The organism is Burkholderia sp. IMCC1007 (assembly GCF_027257875.1).
In the GTDB taxonomy this organism is placed as follows: Bacteria; Pseudomonadota; Gammaproteobacteria; order Burkholderiales; family Burkholderiaceae; genus Burkholderia.
In genome coordinates, this window is the sequence record NZ_JAPVQY010000001.1 from 280,763 (window position 1) to 293,951 (window position 13,189).

The following is a 13,189-nucleotide window of genomic DNA, read 5'->3' on the forward strand; positions in this document are numbered from 1 at the left end:
GAAATCCGCATATCGACAAGTACGTGCTGCCGGCGAACGTCTACGACTCCCGTCGAATCAGTTCAAGACCCTTTCGGTAAGTTGTGGTCTCGAACTTGGGAAACCGGCGCTTGAACTTCGTGGAATCAAAGAGGTTGTCTTGCCCGTAACGGGGCAGGAGTTCCCTGATCTCGCGAACTTGTTTGGAGAAAAGTCCGGCAGCGAAAAATGCCCATTTCCCGACAACCGTATAGGTCGGCTTCCGCCCGAAGGCCTCGCTCGCCATGGTGACAAACTCCTTGTATGTCGGTCGATTGTCGCAGCACGGCAAATGCCAGGTTTGCCCGTACGCATCTGACGTATTGCCCAGTGTCGCGAGCGCACGGCTCGCGTCGGGCGTCCAGATGAGCGTTCGCCGAGTATCGGCTCGCAATGGCACCTTGGGCGTCTCGCCGGCCTTGAGTTTGTCGATGATCAGTGCATTCGTGAAGCTCTGAGTCTTGCCCGGGCCGTAGAACTCGGGCGCGCGCCCGATCAGAACCGGAATGTCTCCTTTCGCCATCTCTTCGAGCACCATGGACGCCATTGCCGCACGCACCTTACCTTTCGGGCCTAGCGGTGCGAACGACGTCTTCTCCGTCTGCAGCAGGTTGTTCTGGGGATACATGTAGGTGTTGTCGAAGTACGCGAACTTGGCGCCTTCCTGACGGCACGCGTCCAGCGCATTTTTCAACATGACGGGAAACTGCGCTTCCCAAAGCTGCGTATCCGGCGGAAGGCCTGCGGTGAAATAGACAATGCTGCTGCCTTTGACTGCCCGCGCGGTCTGGCTCGCATCGAGAAGATCGGCCGACACCAGATTGTCGGTGTCGTTCACCTTGCGAGGATTACGGCTCACGAGGCGGATGTCGCTCGTACCCATGAGGCGTAACTGTCGCGCCAATTCAGTGGCGATTTGGCCGTTTGTCCCGAGTATCGTTTGCATGTCGGTTGTCCTGCGTCAAATGATGATAGGTGCGAGGCTAACGTTGAAGCTCGGTTCAAGGTCAAGCAGTGGTTCACGCGCAATGCCGTATGCGACTGCGTGATAGGGATGCACGGATTCCAATGAAAACTTCGTTTTACTGATCTGAAGTCGGATCGACGTGTGACGCAGGCATGGCATGCGGGAAACGGATTCAACAGGACGGACGCTCGATCGGTATCAAGCCAGCCGACGCCTTCATCGACGCGGATCTGCAGCGTCACGACACCACTTGACATTCAACTTAACTTCAATCCTAGGATTTCGTCCGAGGCGCTTCGCGTCGCCGTGATATGCGAGCGGCTCGGGTTAGATGGTGTTGTCAAAACAGCGCCGACTCCTATGAGGAATTTGGAAATGTTCAAGCGTTGGTTCACCAGGTCCTGGCTGCTCGCCGTCGTCGTCTCGATGTTGACGGGCGGATACGCGTACGCAGCAGACTCCATCCAGAGCGAGGGCGCAATGCAGCCTGGCAGCAAGATTCTGGTCGTGATGACCAATCACGCCAAGTATCCATCTCGATCCGATACGACGGGGCTTTGGTTCACTGAGTTGACGCATTTCTACGACGTCGCCCAGGCAGCCGGACTGCAGATGGATTTTGCGAGCCCCGCAGGCGGCGAGGTTCCGATCGACCAGCGTAGCCTGAAGTCGTTTTACCTCGACGATTCGGCCCGCGCACATCTGAGCGATCCCGCCTTCATGGCACGACTGAAGGCAACGTTGCCGGCTGCCTCCGTTACCCCATCCAACTACAAGGCGATCTACTTCACCGGCGGGCACGGTACGTTGTGGGACTTTGCCGATAGCGCGGCACTGAAGGCCGTCAGCGAGCAGATCTATCGCCAAGGCGGCATCGTTTCAGCGGTTTGCCATGGAGTCTCCGCGCTATTGCCGCTGCAGGATGAAGCAGGGAAGTCGCTCATCGAGGGCATACCTGTCACGGGGTTCTCCGACATGGAAGAAGCGCTGTCCGGCATGAAGTCCCAGGTGCCGTTCTTTTTGCAGGATTCGCTCGTAAGCCGCGGTGCTCGGTACAAGAAGGCGTTTCTTCCCTTTACGTCTTATGTTCGTGAGTTCCGACCGGATCATTACCGGGCAGAACCCGCAATCGAGCAAGGAAATTGCCGAGGCCGTGGTCAAGCGGCTGAAGGCGATGAATTGATCGGCAGCCGATATGGGCCGGGCAAGCAGCAGGATGGGGCGCGTTGTCGATGCGTTCGCGCGACGGGGGAACGGAGCGCGCGATCGTTCGCGGTCCTAGTGGCGAGTGGTCCGGTGTAACCGCTTTCGATTGCCAAAGGAGGCTGTCATGAGCGGTAAAGAAGGAATCGACGTCGTCAACAAATCGCGTCGGGAATTTCATCAAGAGCTAAAGACAGACGCAGCCTCTGTCGAGAGAGGCTGTTGCGTTCATTGTGCAAGGATCGCTTCTGCCGTGAGAACGATCTTGCCGATATGCACGCCAGAGTCGATCAACTCGTGTGCGCGACGCGCATCCCGCAACGGGAAGGGAGGGCGCAAGCGGAGTGCCAGGAAGAGGTTCCCTCCTGGCACCCGTGGCGATTAGCCGCGCAAGAATTCGAGCAGATCGGCGTTGATCGTGTCGGCGTTAGAGGTCGGCATGCCGTGCGGGAAGCCCTTATAGGTCTTCAGCGTGCTGTTCCTTGCAAGCTTCGCCGAGAGCAGGCCGGAATCAGCATAGGGGACGATCTGATCGTCATCGCCGTGCATGACGAGAACTGGAATCGTAGTGCTTTTCAGGTCTTCGGTGAAATCCGTCTGCGAGAAGGCCACGATGCCGTCGTAGTGCGCCTTGGCACTGCCCATCATGCCCTGGCGCCACCAGTTCCAGATGACGCCTTGCGACGGCTTCGCGCCGGCGCGGTTGTAGCCGTAGAAGGGGCCTGCCGGCACGTCGTAGTAAAACTGCGCGCGATTCGCCGCGAGCTGGGCCTGCAGGTTGTCGAACACGTCCTTCGGCAAACCACCTGGATTGCTTGCGGTCTTGACCATCAGCGGCGGAACGGCGCTGATCAGCACGGCCTTGGAGACGCGATCTTCGCCGTGGCGGGCGACGTAGTGGATGACTTCACCGCCACCCGTGGAGTGACCGACATGAACGGCACCCTGCACGCCGAGGTGGTTGACCACGGCCGCGACGTCATCGGCATAGTGATCCATGTCATGACCGTCCCACACCTGGCTGGATCGTCCGTGCCCCCGGCGGTCATGCGCGATGACCCGGTAGCCGTGCGACAAGAAAAAGAGCATCTGGGCATCCCAGTCGTCAGCGCTGAGCGGCCAACCGTGATGGAAGAAGATTACCTGCGCATCGCGCGGGCCCCAGTCCTTGTAGAAGATCTGAACGCCATCCTTCGTCGTGACGTATGCCATGATCCGTACTCCTTTTCAATATGCAGATTGAGAATCAGTTGCGTGTTTGACAATTTTTGTTGCTTGCTGGAAGGCGACTCCTTTTATGATGGTGATCTACGAGGCGGCAGCGTGATCACGGGGCTGGTCACGCTACCGGAAGTGCGCAGGCCGGCGCCACCATTCGCTCAGGCCTGGTCGGAACAATGCGCTCCTTTCGTTGAGACAGTTTCAAATGATCCGCGGCCGTGGTGCGGTTGCTCGCCGAAGCATCCGCTGTGTTGCTCCCGCAGTCATGGGGCAACTTTAGGATTAAAGTGAACGTTAATGTCAATAGCTTTTTGGGGTGTAGAGTGAAAATCGGAGAGTTGGCGAAGCGCACCGGTCTGACGGCTTCACGCATCCGTTTTTACGAGGCCGCCGGCTTGATAAGGGTGGTGGAACGTAAGGCGAACGGCTATCGGGAGTATCCGCCGGAGGCGGAAGTGATCCTGGCGATGATCGCTATCGCGCAGCAGGCTGGGTTCACGCTCGAGCAGATTCGGCAGTTGTTGCCGGTTGGCCCGGGCGCTTGGGATCATGGTGCGTTGCTGGACGCACTCAAGCGGAAGGTGGTTGAGATCGATAGTGTTCGGAAGCGTCTCGACCAGACTCAGGCGCAATTGCTTGTGGTGATCGAGGCTATCGAGAACAGGCCGGATGAAATCGAATGCGCCGACAATAAGAAGCGCGTGCTCGACCGTCTCCGTGAAGCAGGTATTACGCCAGACTTCAGCAAGCTGGGCGACGCCGGCGTCGGCTGATCCCCGCGGCGAGCGACTTTCTCGATGAAGGAGAGTCGATCGGGCTATCTGTTGCCGGTCCTTGCGTGGCGTGACAAAAGGCCACGCAAGGTGCAACCGGCCTTCCGGTCTGGTCCCGAATTTTCATCGCCTCGCGGCGGCCAAGAATACCAATCGTGCCGATTCGTCGTTGAACGCTTGACCTTAAAGTCATATTCAATCTTAGAGTGATTGCTACCGGCTGTTAATCCGTATGCCTCCCGCGGCAAACATCGTGCTTCGCATGGACGTGGTCGGAGACCCACAACGGGTCCTCAACATGCCAACCCGGCTAGACACTTTCGTACCGAGATCATGAAGATAGGAGATCTGGCGGAACGCACAGGGCTGACGCCGTCGCGCATCCGCTTTTATGAGCGTATTGGTCTGTTGACCGCAGTCGAGCGCCAGCCGAACGGCTACCGGATCTATTCGACCGACGCGGTGCTGGTGCTCGGGCTGGTGGCGACCGCGCAAAAAGCCGGCTTCAGCTTGGACGAGATCCGCATGTTGCTGCCGCCCGATCTCATGCAGTGGCAACGTGGCGCGCTACTCGAAGCGCTTCACCACAAGGTGCGGGACATCGAGGCCATGGAATTGCGTCTGGCCCAGAACAAGCAGCATCTCGTGTCGTTGATGGCCGAAATTGAATCCAAGCCGGACGACGTGGATTGCGCGGCCAACGCGACACGCCTGTTGTCGAAGATGCAGCTGGGGAAGCTGGACAGCACGGTTGCAAAGAAGGGCGCGGCCAAGCTCAAGCGACGCCGGTCGATCAGGAACAGCTAGGCGAGGAGGGTGAGACGGCAGCCGGCGACGAGCAGCGCGCCGCTTGCGAGTTTCTCCAATCGCCCTCGATCCATCCCGTGAAAGCCCGAACGCGCGCCGACCCATTGCGCCGATGGGCCATGACGACCCATGCGGCGAGCGGCTCGGGACGCAAGTCCGGCCGGACCTCTACGAGCGCGCCGCTTTGAATGTGATTGCGCTAGCGCTGAGTATCCCGTCTGGCTGAACGTGATGCGCGCCAGCGCCAACCGCTTGGTGAAGCATCGCCTGGCACCCTCGCTCCGCGCTTACCCCTATTGACTGCCGGCAAAGGCCAATCGGGTGACCGAAATCACTCGTTTGAAGCCGGAATTGCGCTGCTCACCGGAAATGTTGAGCATTTAAGTCATTGTTATAGAAAAGATAGTTTCACAATTTCACTCGCATTAATCGCATAGCGATCATTTGAATTTCAATGCAATTTCGTTGCACCTATGCTTCTCTCTCACGGTTGCACCACATCCTCTAACCCTGAATAGCAACGGCCACTGACGCGCATTCCGCGAGGTCAAGGGCAGCCCCGTGCTTGAAGCGGCGACGCCGAGCAAGGGCCGGCGATCGGAGCGGCGGTCGACGTGCGCCCGCGCCGCCCGGCCCGCTGCGTGTGCCGCACGGGACCTAGAACAAATGCCGAATCCCGACGGCGGTGCCGAACGTCGATCCCGACACGCCGTAGAGCGCGCCGTTGGTTGAGAGGCCCGTGTTCATCTTGCCGTGGTTGTTGACGAACCCGAACTGGCCGTAAATCAGCGTCGCTTTCGACAGGTTGTAGGTCACGCCGGTTGCGGCCAGAATCGAATGGTTCGCGGTATCGTTCCCGTCGCTCGTGTACCACGCGCCAGCGTCGGCGTGGATCGTCGGCGTGAATCGGTAGCTCAGGCCGCCGCCGTAGACGCGATTGTCGAACGCGCCCGCAACCTTGTAATTGACGAACACCGCATTCACGGTCAGGTCGTTGAATTCGTAACGGGCACCGATCGTGCGGCCCGAGAATGCGACCGTGCTCGGCACCGGCGTAGTCGCCGCCGTGCCGCCGGCGTTGCCGCTATACATCGCGGCGCTGACGAGGAGTGGGCCGTGCGTGTAGTTCAGGCTCGCCGAGTACTGACGGCCCGCCTGGAAATTGCTGGCGACACCGCCGAACGCCAGCATCGCATTGCCCTGAAAGCCCGCAATCGTGGGGCTCGCATACGAAATGGCATTCGCGTTGAAGATGCCGGTCACGAACACGTTATTCACGTAGATCGGCACCTGGCTGCCGAAGAACGACACGGAGCGCGGGTCGGTCGCGATCAGCGAGAGCACGAACGGGGAAAACTGCAAGCCGGCCTTGACGGTACCCACGCCGCTCTCGATACCGACCCACGCATGGCGGCCGAAGACGTTTCCGTTCGAATCGGTGAAGCCGCCTTTCGCCAGATCGATGCCACTCTCCAGCGTGAAGATCGCCTTCATGCCGCCGCCGAGATCCTCACTGCCTTTCAGGCCGAACAGCGATGGCGTCATTCCGCCGCTGATCAGCGAAAACTGATGGCCGGCGTTTCGTCCGGTTGCCGGGTCGACCGTCTTGCTCGTGTACAGGATTCCGCTGTCGACGATGCCGTAAAGCGTCACGGTGCTTTGCGCGTCGGCGTGCGGTGCCGCGCCGCCGAGGAGGGCTGCTGCCAGCGCGATTGACCGATTGCCCGAACGGAATGACGTCATTGATTGTCTCCAAGGTAATTTCAACTTCTACTATTTGGTATTTTTTGAAACGTTTCGAAAAAATGAATTAGGAAATTCGTAAGTTCACGATTCCCGCTTCATTCCGAGCGATGGTAGATCACGGCATCGCGAAGCTGAAATACGGTACTAGTACTAGATATGTGTGAAATCGATCGACGGCTATGAAAACAATTCATTTGCCTCGATTTTTCTGCCTGTCTACGCTTTAAACCATTAAAAAATCGACGAACCTCGGCGGTCTGCACAGAAGTCTTTCCTGCATGCAGTCGACCGGGGAATTCAAGCGGTTGATTTGACAGGAGACGAAGCATGGAGTCGAAGAACGTTCCGGAGGTGGCTGAACTGTTGCGCGATGCGCCGAAGAACTGGGGCAAGTGGGGGCCCGACGACGAAGTCGGTTCCCTCAACTACCTGACCGAGGCGGAGGTGCTGCGCGGCGTTGCGGCCGTGCGTTCCGGCAAGACCTTCACGCTGCAGGTCCAGATGGGCAACCCGAAGGGCGACCCGGTCTGGCCGGGCCGCTCCCAGGCATGCCGCATGAACGTGATGGACAAGGGCCACTACATGTGCGGCAAGGGGCCGCTGTTCCCCGGGCTCGCCGAATATGCGGACGACATGATGATCATGTATCTGCAGGGTTCCACGCAGTACGACGCGCTGGGGCACGTCTGGTATGGCGACCAGATCTGGAATGGCTACGACGCGAAATCGACGATCGGCGGCCTCGCGAAGGCGAGCGTATTGCCGATCGCGGAGCGCGGTGTCGTCGGGCGCGGCGTGCTGATCGACGTCGCCCGGCACCGCGGCAAGGCCGTGCTCGATCCGGGCGAGACCTTCACGCATCGCGATCTGCTCGAGGCCGCCGACGCGCAGCGCGTTTCAATTGAAAAGCGCGACATCCTCGTGATCCGCACCGGCTGGATCGGCTCGTTCTATGAGCGAGACAAGAACGAGTTCTACAAGAATTTCATCGAGCCCGGCCTGACCTACAGCCCGGAGCTCGTCCAATGGTTCCAGCAGATGGAGATCCCGAACCTCGTCACGGATACGATTGCGAACGAAGTGACGATCGATCCGGAGTCGGGCGTCGCGTTGCCGCTGCATAACGCGCTGATGCGCAACCTGGGCGTCACGCTGACCGAGATCGCACAACTCGATCCGCTCGCTGCCGACTGCGCGGACGACGGGCAATGGTCGTTCCTCTACACGGCGGCGCCGCTCAAGGTCGTCAGCGGTAGCGGTGCGCCGGTCAACCCGGTGGTCATCAAGTAGGCCGCTTCAACTCCGGTCCGACCGCGCCCGGCGCTGCCAAGCACCGGGCGCGCAGTGCAATTTCGGTGGCGCACGCACGTGATGCCGCGCCGCCCACTCCTGGAGTGTCCATGACGCCCTATGACAACAAGCCCTGGCTCGCGAACTATGCGGCCGACCATCCTGCGACGATCTCGCCGATATATACCGACGCACTCGGCATGTTCCGAGCGGCGGTCACGCGGGCGCCCGAGCGTGCCGCGATACTGTATTTCGACGGCGTGCTGACCTACGCCGAACTCGATGCGCAATCGGACGCGCTTGCAAGCGCGTGGCGCGAGCGCGGCTGCGTAGCCGGCGACCGCGTTGCGCTGTACCTGCAGAACGTGCCGCAGTTCGTGATCGCGCTGGTGGCCGCGTGGAAGCTCGGAATGATCGCGGTGTCGATCAATCCGATGAACCGCGCGCGCGAGCTGCGCGTGTTGCTCGCGGATTCGGGCGCGCGAATGCTGATCTGTCACGAATCGCTGTACGTGGACGTCGTACACCCGTTTCTCGCGGAGGAAGCCCAAGCCGCCGCGCGCGGCGAGCCGGCGGTGCAGCCGGCCGTGATGACCACGAGCGAACTCGAATACCAGAGCCGGCACGATGCACGGCTCTTTGCCGGTACGCGACGGCAGCCGGTGCAAGGCGTGGAGGATCTGTCGACGACGATTGCCGCTTATCGCGGCCATCGGCCGCCGTCCGTCACGCTCGAGCCAGCGGATGTCGCGATGCTCGTGTACACGTCGGGCACCACCGGCGTGCCGAAGGGCGCGATGAACACGCACGGCAACCTCGCGTTCAACGCGCAGGTGTACCGCGACTGGATCGAGCTGCGCGAGGGCGGTCCGATCCTCGGCGTCGCGCCGCTGTTTCACATTACCGGGCTGGTCGGACATATCGGTGCGGCATTGATCTGCGCGGCGCCGTTGATTCTTGCGTGCCGTTTCGAGCCGGGCGTGATCCTCGATGCGATTCGCGAGAATCGTGCGGAATTCACGATCGGGTCGATCACGGCTTTCATCGCGCTGATGAATCATCCGCATGCGACGCGCGAGCATCTGGTGTCGATGCGACGCATCTACTCCGGCGGTGCGCCGATTCCGCCTAGCGTCATCGATGCGTTCCGCGAACGCTTCGGCCACACCATTCACAACGGCTACGGCCTGACCGAGACGAGCTCGCCGACGCACTGCGTGCCGCTCGATCGCGACGCGCCTGTCGATCCGTCAACCGGCACGCTCGCCGTCGGCGTGCCGGTGTTCAACGTGGAGTCGTATATCGGCGACGAAACCGGCCACCCGCTGCCGCCGGGCGAGATCGGCGAGATCATCTCGCGCGGACCGATGGTCGTGCCGGGTTACTGGAACAAACCGGCCGAGAGTGCGCGAGCGATTGTCGACGGCTACTTCCGGACCGGCGACGTCGGCTTCATGGACGAGCAAGGCTGGTTCTATCTCGTCGATCGCAAGAAAGACATGATCAACGCGGGCGGCTACAAGGTGTGGCCGCGTGAAGTCGAGGACGTCCTGTATTCGCATCCGGCGGTGCGCGAGGCCGCTGTCGTCGGCGTAGCGGATAGTTACCGGGGAGAAACGGTCAAGGCGGTTGTGAGCCTGAAACCGCATGCCGACATCTCGCCCGACGCGTTGATCGCCTACTGCAAGGAGCGGATGGCAGCGTACAAGTATCCTCGTATCGTCGAGATCATCGACGAATTGCCGAAAACCATGACGGGGAAGATCTTGAGGCGCGAGCTGCGCGGATAAGCGGGCGGGCATCGACCGACGCGGGCGGCGGCGCATCGCGTCACGTATCACTCGCCAGGCCCGCGTCACCGGAGTTAAATACTTCGCCCACTTGCCGCCGCAGCCACTGATTCGCGGGATCGGCATCGGAATTCGCGTGCCAGTAGAGATAGGTATCGATCGATACGTCGAATGGGCACTCGAGCATCTGATTGCCGCACATCTGGTTGAGCAGCCGCGCGTATCGCTCCGGCATGGTCAGCAGCAGATCGGTCTGATTGACGACACGGCACGCGGCGAAGTACCGAACGCAGCGCAGGCGGACTCGCCGCTCGGCGCCCAGCTTGATGAGTGCGGCATCTTCGGCGCCGCCGCCGCGTTGCCGGCTCGTCACGAGCACGTGCTCTTCGGCGAGGTAGTCGGCGAGCTCGAGGCGTTGGCTGACGCGCGGATGATCGCGTCGACACAGTACGACGTAACGGTCGGTCGAGAGACGCGTACTCCTAACGGATTGCGGATGCGGCAGAAGCACGTCGATCACGGCATCGAGCGCGCCGGTGAGAAGATCCGCTTCTATCGCGCGCCGATCGTGTTGCACCGCGGCGACGTCGATCGACGGCGCATGCTTCGCGATGTATTGCGCGATCGGCGGCAATACCACCGGTTCGTGCGCATTGAGAATGCCGATCGTGAAGCGTCTGACCGTCGTCGCGACATCGAACCGGCTGGCTTCATGCAGCGTGCTTTCGAGCGTATGCAGACCATTGCGCACGCGCGCAATGATCGCTCTCGTCAATGGGGTGGGCGTCATTGCGTTGCCGTGACGCTCGAACAGCGGGTCGCCGAGCAGTTCGCGCAGCCGGTTCAGCGCATGACTGACCGCCGATTGACTGAGATTGAGCTGCTGCGCCGCGCGCGTGATGCTCTGCTGGGCGTAGATGCGTTCGAGCACCACGAGCAGATTCAGGTCGGTCCGGAAAATGTTCATGACATTGGGGGAGTAAAGGAGGCGGGCACAGCGCGGCGGCGATTCGTCAGAAATACCGTGCGAACACGCGTTCTTGCCACCCCCCGCACGGGGGGCGGGACGCGTCGCGCCGCTGCCGCTGAAATTCCATACGCGCGCCAGCCCCGAATTTCGGTCGTCGCCGGGACCAGTCGGTGTTTCCCCGGAGAACGCGCGACCGCGCCAATGCCCCCCACCTGAGGGGGCTGCTATTCGCCCATGGCGGCAATAAGCTCAGTTGTCCAAGCGATCGCGCAGCGACGTTCAGCCGGGAAAAGAAGCGAACGCGATTCTATGGATAACGAATCTATTGACGGGATGACGGATGCGTACGGTATTCCTGATTCTCCAAAATTGGCGATGGAGGAGGCATATGACGTTGAATGCAAGTGCAGTTTCGCACATCCGGGAGCATGTGAAGTTTCGTGAGCTGGTCGACGAACGCGCTCGCCTGGGCTGGGTGTTGATGATCATCGTGTTGGGTGCGTATTTCGGGCTGATCGCGCTGGTCGCGTTGCGGCCCGACCTGTTGCGCAGCCCCGCGTGGACCGGAAGTGTCACGACGGTCGGTGTGATATTCGCGATTGCCGTGATCGTCGCGGGATGGGGGCTGACGTGGCTCTATGTCCGTGTGGCGAACGATCGGTTCGAAAGACTGACCCGCGAATTGCTTCGCGAGGTGGGCCAATGACATCGATCGCACGCGTATCGACCGCGGCATTCGCGCTTGCCGCCGCGCCGCGCGGTCCTGCGTGGGCCGCTCCTGTCGTCGAGGCAGGGCAGCGTCAGCCGCTCAATCTGGCCGCCATCGCCATGTTCATGGTGTTCGTCGGCATGACGCTGGGCATCACGTACTGGGCCGCGCGCCGCACGAGGACGGTGAATGACTTCCTCACCGCCGGCGGCGGAATCAGCGGACTTCAGAACGGCCTTGCGGTCGCCGGCGACTACATGTCCGCAGCGACGTTGCTCGGCGTCGTGAGTCTCGTCTATGCAAAAGGCTACGATGGCCTGCTCTATGTCGTCGGCTTCTTCGTCGGATGGCCGGTGATGCTGTTCCTGATGGCCGAGCGACTGCGCAATCTCGGCAGGTTCACGTTCGTCGACATCATCGCCTATCGGTTCGATCCGGTCAGCACGCGCTGGATGGGCGTGGTCAGTTCGCTGACGGTGGTGTTTTTCTATCTGATCGTCCAGATGGTCGGCGCGGGGGAACTCGTTCAACTGCTGTTCGGCGTCGACTACAACTATGCGGTCGTCGGCGTCGGATGCCTGATGATCGTCTACGTGACCTTCGGCGGGATGATCGCGACGACGTGGGTTCAGATCATCAAGGCCGTCCTGCTGATGTTCGGCGGCACGTTGCTGACGCTGCTGGCGCTCGGTCACTTCGGGTTCAGCTTCGAACGGCTTGCGCAGTCGGCGATCTCGGTGCACAAGGCGGGGAACTCGCTGATGCAGCCGGGCCGCCTGTTCTCGGATCCCGTTTCGGCCGTCTCGATGTCGCTTGCGACGGTGTTCGGCCTCTCCGGACTGCCGCACGTCCTGATGCGCTTCTTTACCGTTCCGAACGCACGCGAAGCCAGAAAAAGCGTATTCGTCGCCAGCACGTGCATCGGCTTCATGTTCATCGCGATGTTCGTCATCGGGCTCGCGAGCGTCGTGATCGTCGGCACCGACCCGCAGTTCTTCGAGGGCGGACGCGTGGGCGGCGTGCTGCGCGGCGGGAGCAACATGGTGGCGATGCATCTCGCCAACGCGACGGGCGGCAGCCTGTTTCTCGGCTTCCTCGCGGCGGTGACGTTCGCCACCATCCTGGCCGTGGTGTCGGGGCTCGTACTGGCGGGCGCGTCGGCCGTATCGCACGATCTCTACGCGAGCGTGCTGCGCAAGGGGCAAGCCAGCGGAGCGGCGGAGATTCGCGTCACGCGGTGGACGACGCTGGCGATCGGTGTTGTCGCCGTCGTGCTTGGCCTGCTGTTCAAGGGGCAGAATCTCGCGTTTCTCGTCGCACTGGCGTTCAACGTCGCCGCGTCGGCGAATTTCCCGCCGCTCGTGCTTTCAATGTACTGGAAAGGATTGACGAGCCGTGGCGCCGTCTGCGGCGGCATCGTCGGGCTCGTATCGTCGGTCTCGCTGGTCATTCTGTCGCCTGCCGTGTGGAAGTCGGTGCTCGGGCATCCGGCCGCCCTGTTCCCGTATGATCATCCGGCGTTGCTTACGATGCCGCTCGCGTTCGTGGTGAGCTACGTGGTATCGACACTCGATCGCAGTGCGAAGGCCAACGCGGAGCGGCGTGCTTTCGACGCCCAGTTCGTCCGTGCTCAGACCGGACTCGGTGCGGAGCGGGCCGTCGAGCACTGATCGGCACGCACGGCCATGCCCGACG

At 61.2% G+C, this 13,189-nt stretch carries 11 protein-coding genes; 7 read left to right on the plus strand and 4 right to left on the minus strand.

Going from position 1 to position 13,189, the window contains the following annotated elements:
- Positions 1 to 40: 40 nt before the first annotated feature.
- The gene (locus O1Q03_RS01460) at positions 41 to 964 is read right to left on the minus strand and encodes an SDR family oxidoreductase (RefSeq protein WP_269501262.1); all 924 of its coding nucleotides are present in this window, start codon (positions 962 to 964) and stop codon (positions 41 to 43) included.
- Between the two features lie 396 nt (positions 965 to 1,360).
- Here O1Q03_RS01460 and O1Q03_RS01465 point away from each other — a divergent pair, with 396 nt between their 5' ends.
- The gene (locus O1Q03_RS01465; protein ID WP_269501263.1) at positions 1,361 to 2,287 is read left to right on the plus strand and encodes a type 1 glutamine amidotransferase domain-containing protein; all 927 of its coding nucleotides are present in this window, start codon (positions 1,361 to 1,363) and stop codon (positions 2,285 to 2,287) included.
- Positions 2,288 to 2,569: 282 nt separating this feature from the next.
- Here O1Q03_RS01465 and O1Q03_RS01470 read toward each other — a convergent pair whose 3' ends face one another.
- The gene (locus O1Q03_RS01470; RefSeq protein WP_269501264.1) at positions 2,570 to 3,400 is read right to left on the minus strand and encodes an alpha/beta fold hydrolase; all 831 of its coding nucleotides are present in this window, start codon (positions 3,398 to 3,400) and stop codon (positions 2,570 to 2,572) included.
- A gap of 332 nt (positions 3,401 to 3,732) precedes the next feature.
- Here O1Q03_RS01470 and O1Q03_RS01475 point away from each other — a divergent pair, with 332 nt between their 5' ends.
- Positions 3,733 to 4,182, plus strand: coding sequence for a MerR family transcriptional regulator (locus tag O1Q03_RS01475; RefSeq protein WP_269501265.1), 450 nt, complete (start codon positions 3,733 to 3,735; stop codon positions 4,180 to 4,182).
- Positions 4,183 to 4,515: 333 nt separating this feature from the next.
- Positions 4,516 to 4,989 (plus strand): MerR family transcriptional regulator, encoded by a 474-nt coding sequence (locus O1Q03_RS01480; RefSeq protein ID WP_269501266.1) that lies wholly within the window; start codon positions 4,516 to 4,518, stop codon positions 4,987 to 4,989.
- A 657-nt stretch (positions 4,990 to 5,646) separates the two neighbouring features.
- Here the strand turns inward: O1Q03_RS01480 and O1Q03_RS01485 are convergent.
- A complete protein-coding gene (locus O1Q03_RS01485; RefSeq protein WP_269501267.1) occupies positions 5,647 to 6,732 on the minus strand; it encodes a porin in 1,086 nt (361 codons plus the stop codon).
- Positions 6,733 to 7,062: 330 nt separating this feature from the next.
- Here O1Q03_RS01485 and O1Q03_RS01490 point away from each other — a divergent pair, with 330 nt between their 5' ends.
- Entirely contained in the window at positions 7,063 to 8,025 is a 963-nt protein-coding gene (locus tag O1Q03_RS01490; RefSeq protein WP_269501268.1) for a cyclase family protein, read from the plus strand.
- Between the two features lie 110 nt (positions 8,026 to 8,135).
- The gene (locus O1Q03_RS01495; protein ID WP_269501269.1) at positions 8,136 to 9,815 is read left to right on the plus strand and encodes a class I adenylate-forming enzyme family protein; all 1,680 of its coding nucleotides are present in this window, start codon (positions 8,136 to 8,138) and stop codon (positions 9,813 to 9,815) included.
- A gap of 40 nt (positions 9,816 to 9,855) precedes the next feature.
- Here the strand turns inward: O1Q03_RS01495 and O1Q03_RS01500 are convergent, their stop codons facing one another.
- Positions 9,856 to 10,782 carry a LysR family transcriptional regulator gene (locus O1Q03_RS01500; protein ID WP_269501270.1) on the minus strand — a complete coding sequence of 309 codons (927 nt, stop codon included), beginning with the start codon at positions 10,780 to 10,782 and terminating at the stop codon, positions 9,856 to 9,858.
- Between the two features lie 391 nt (positions 10,783 to 11,173).
- On the opposite strand from O1Q03_RS01500, the gene O1Q03_RS01505 reads away from it, so the two are divergent.
- Positions 11,174 to 11,491 carry a DUF485 domain-containing protein gene (locus O1Q03_RS01505; RefSeq protein WP_269501271.1) on the plus strand — a complete coding sequence of 106 codons (318 nt, stop codon included), beginning with the start codon at positions 11,174 to 11,176 and terminating at the stop codon, positions 11,489 to 11,491.
- Complete coding sequence (gene actP, locus O1Q03_RS01510; protein WP_269501272.1) at positions 11,488 to 13,164, plus strand: cation/acetate symporter ActP; 1,677 nt, start codon at positions 11,488 to 11,490, stop codon at positions 13,162 to 13,164. The genes O1Q03_RS01505 and actP overlap by 4 nt, the downstream gene beginning before the upstream one ends.
- Positions 13,165 to 13,189 lie beyond the last annotated feature (25 nt).

Bases quoted from the DNA above. Each gene is read 5' to 3' on its own strand.
- actP (WP_269501272.1), top strand. From the start codon at position 11,488: ATGACATCGATCGCACGCGTATCGACCGCGGCATTCGCGCTTGCCGCC.
- O1Q03_RS01485 (WP_269501267.1), bottom strand. From the start codon at position 6,732: ATGACGTCATTCCGTTCGGGCAATCGGTCAATCGCGCTGGCAGCAGCC.
- O1Q03_RS01470 (WP_269501264.1), bottom strand. From the start codon at position 3,400: ATGGCATACGTCACGACGAAGGATGGCGTTCAGATCTTCTACAAGGAC.
- O1Q03_RS01480 (WP_269501266.1), top strand. From the start codon at position 4,516: ATGAAGATAGGAGATCTGGCGGAACGCACAGGGCTGACGCCGTCGCGC.
- O1Q03_RS01495 (WP_269501269.1), top strand. From the start codon at position 8,136: ATGACGCCCTATGACAACAAGCCCTGGCTCGCGAACTATGCGGCCGAC.
- O1Q03_RS01490 (WP_269501268.1), top strand. From the start codon at position 7,063: ATGGAGTCGAAGAACGTTCCGGAGGTGGCTGAACTGTTGCGCGATGCG.
- O1Q03_RS01460 (WP_269501262.1), bottom strand. From the start codon at position 964: ATGCAAACGATACTCGGGACAAACGGCCAAATCGCCACTGAATTGGCG.
- O1Q03_RS01500 (WP_269501270.1), bottom strand. From the start codon at position 10,782: ATGAACATTTTCCGGACCGACCTGAATCTGCTCGTGGTGCTCGAACGC.
- O1Q03_RS01465 (WP_269501263.1), top strand. From the start codon at position 1,361: ATGTTCAAGCGTTGGTTCACCAGGTCCTGGCTGCTCGCCGTCGTCGTC.
- O1Q03_RS01505 (WP_269501271.1), top strand. From the start codon at position 11,174: ATGACGTTGAATGCAAGTGCAGTTTCGCACATCCGGGAGCATGTGAAG.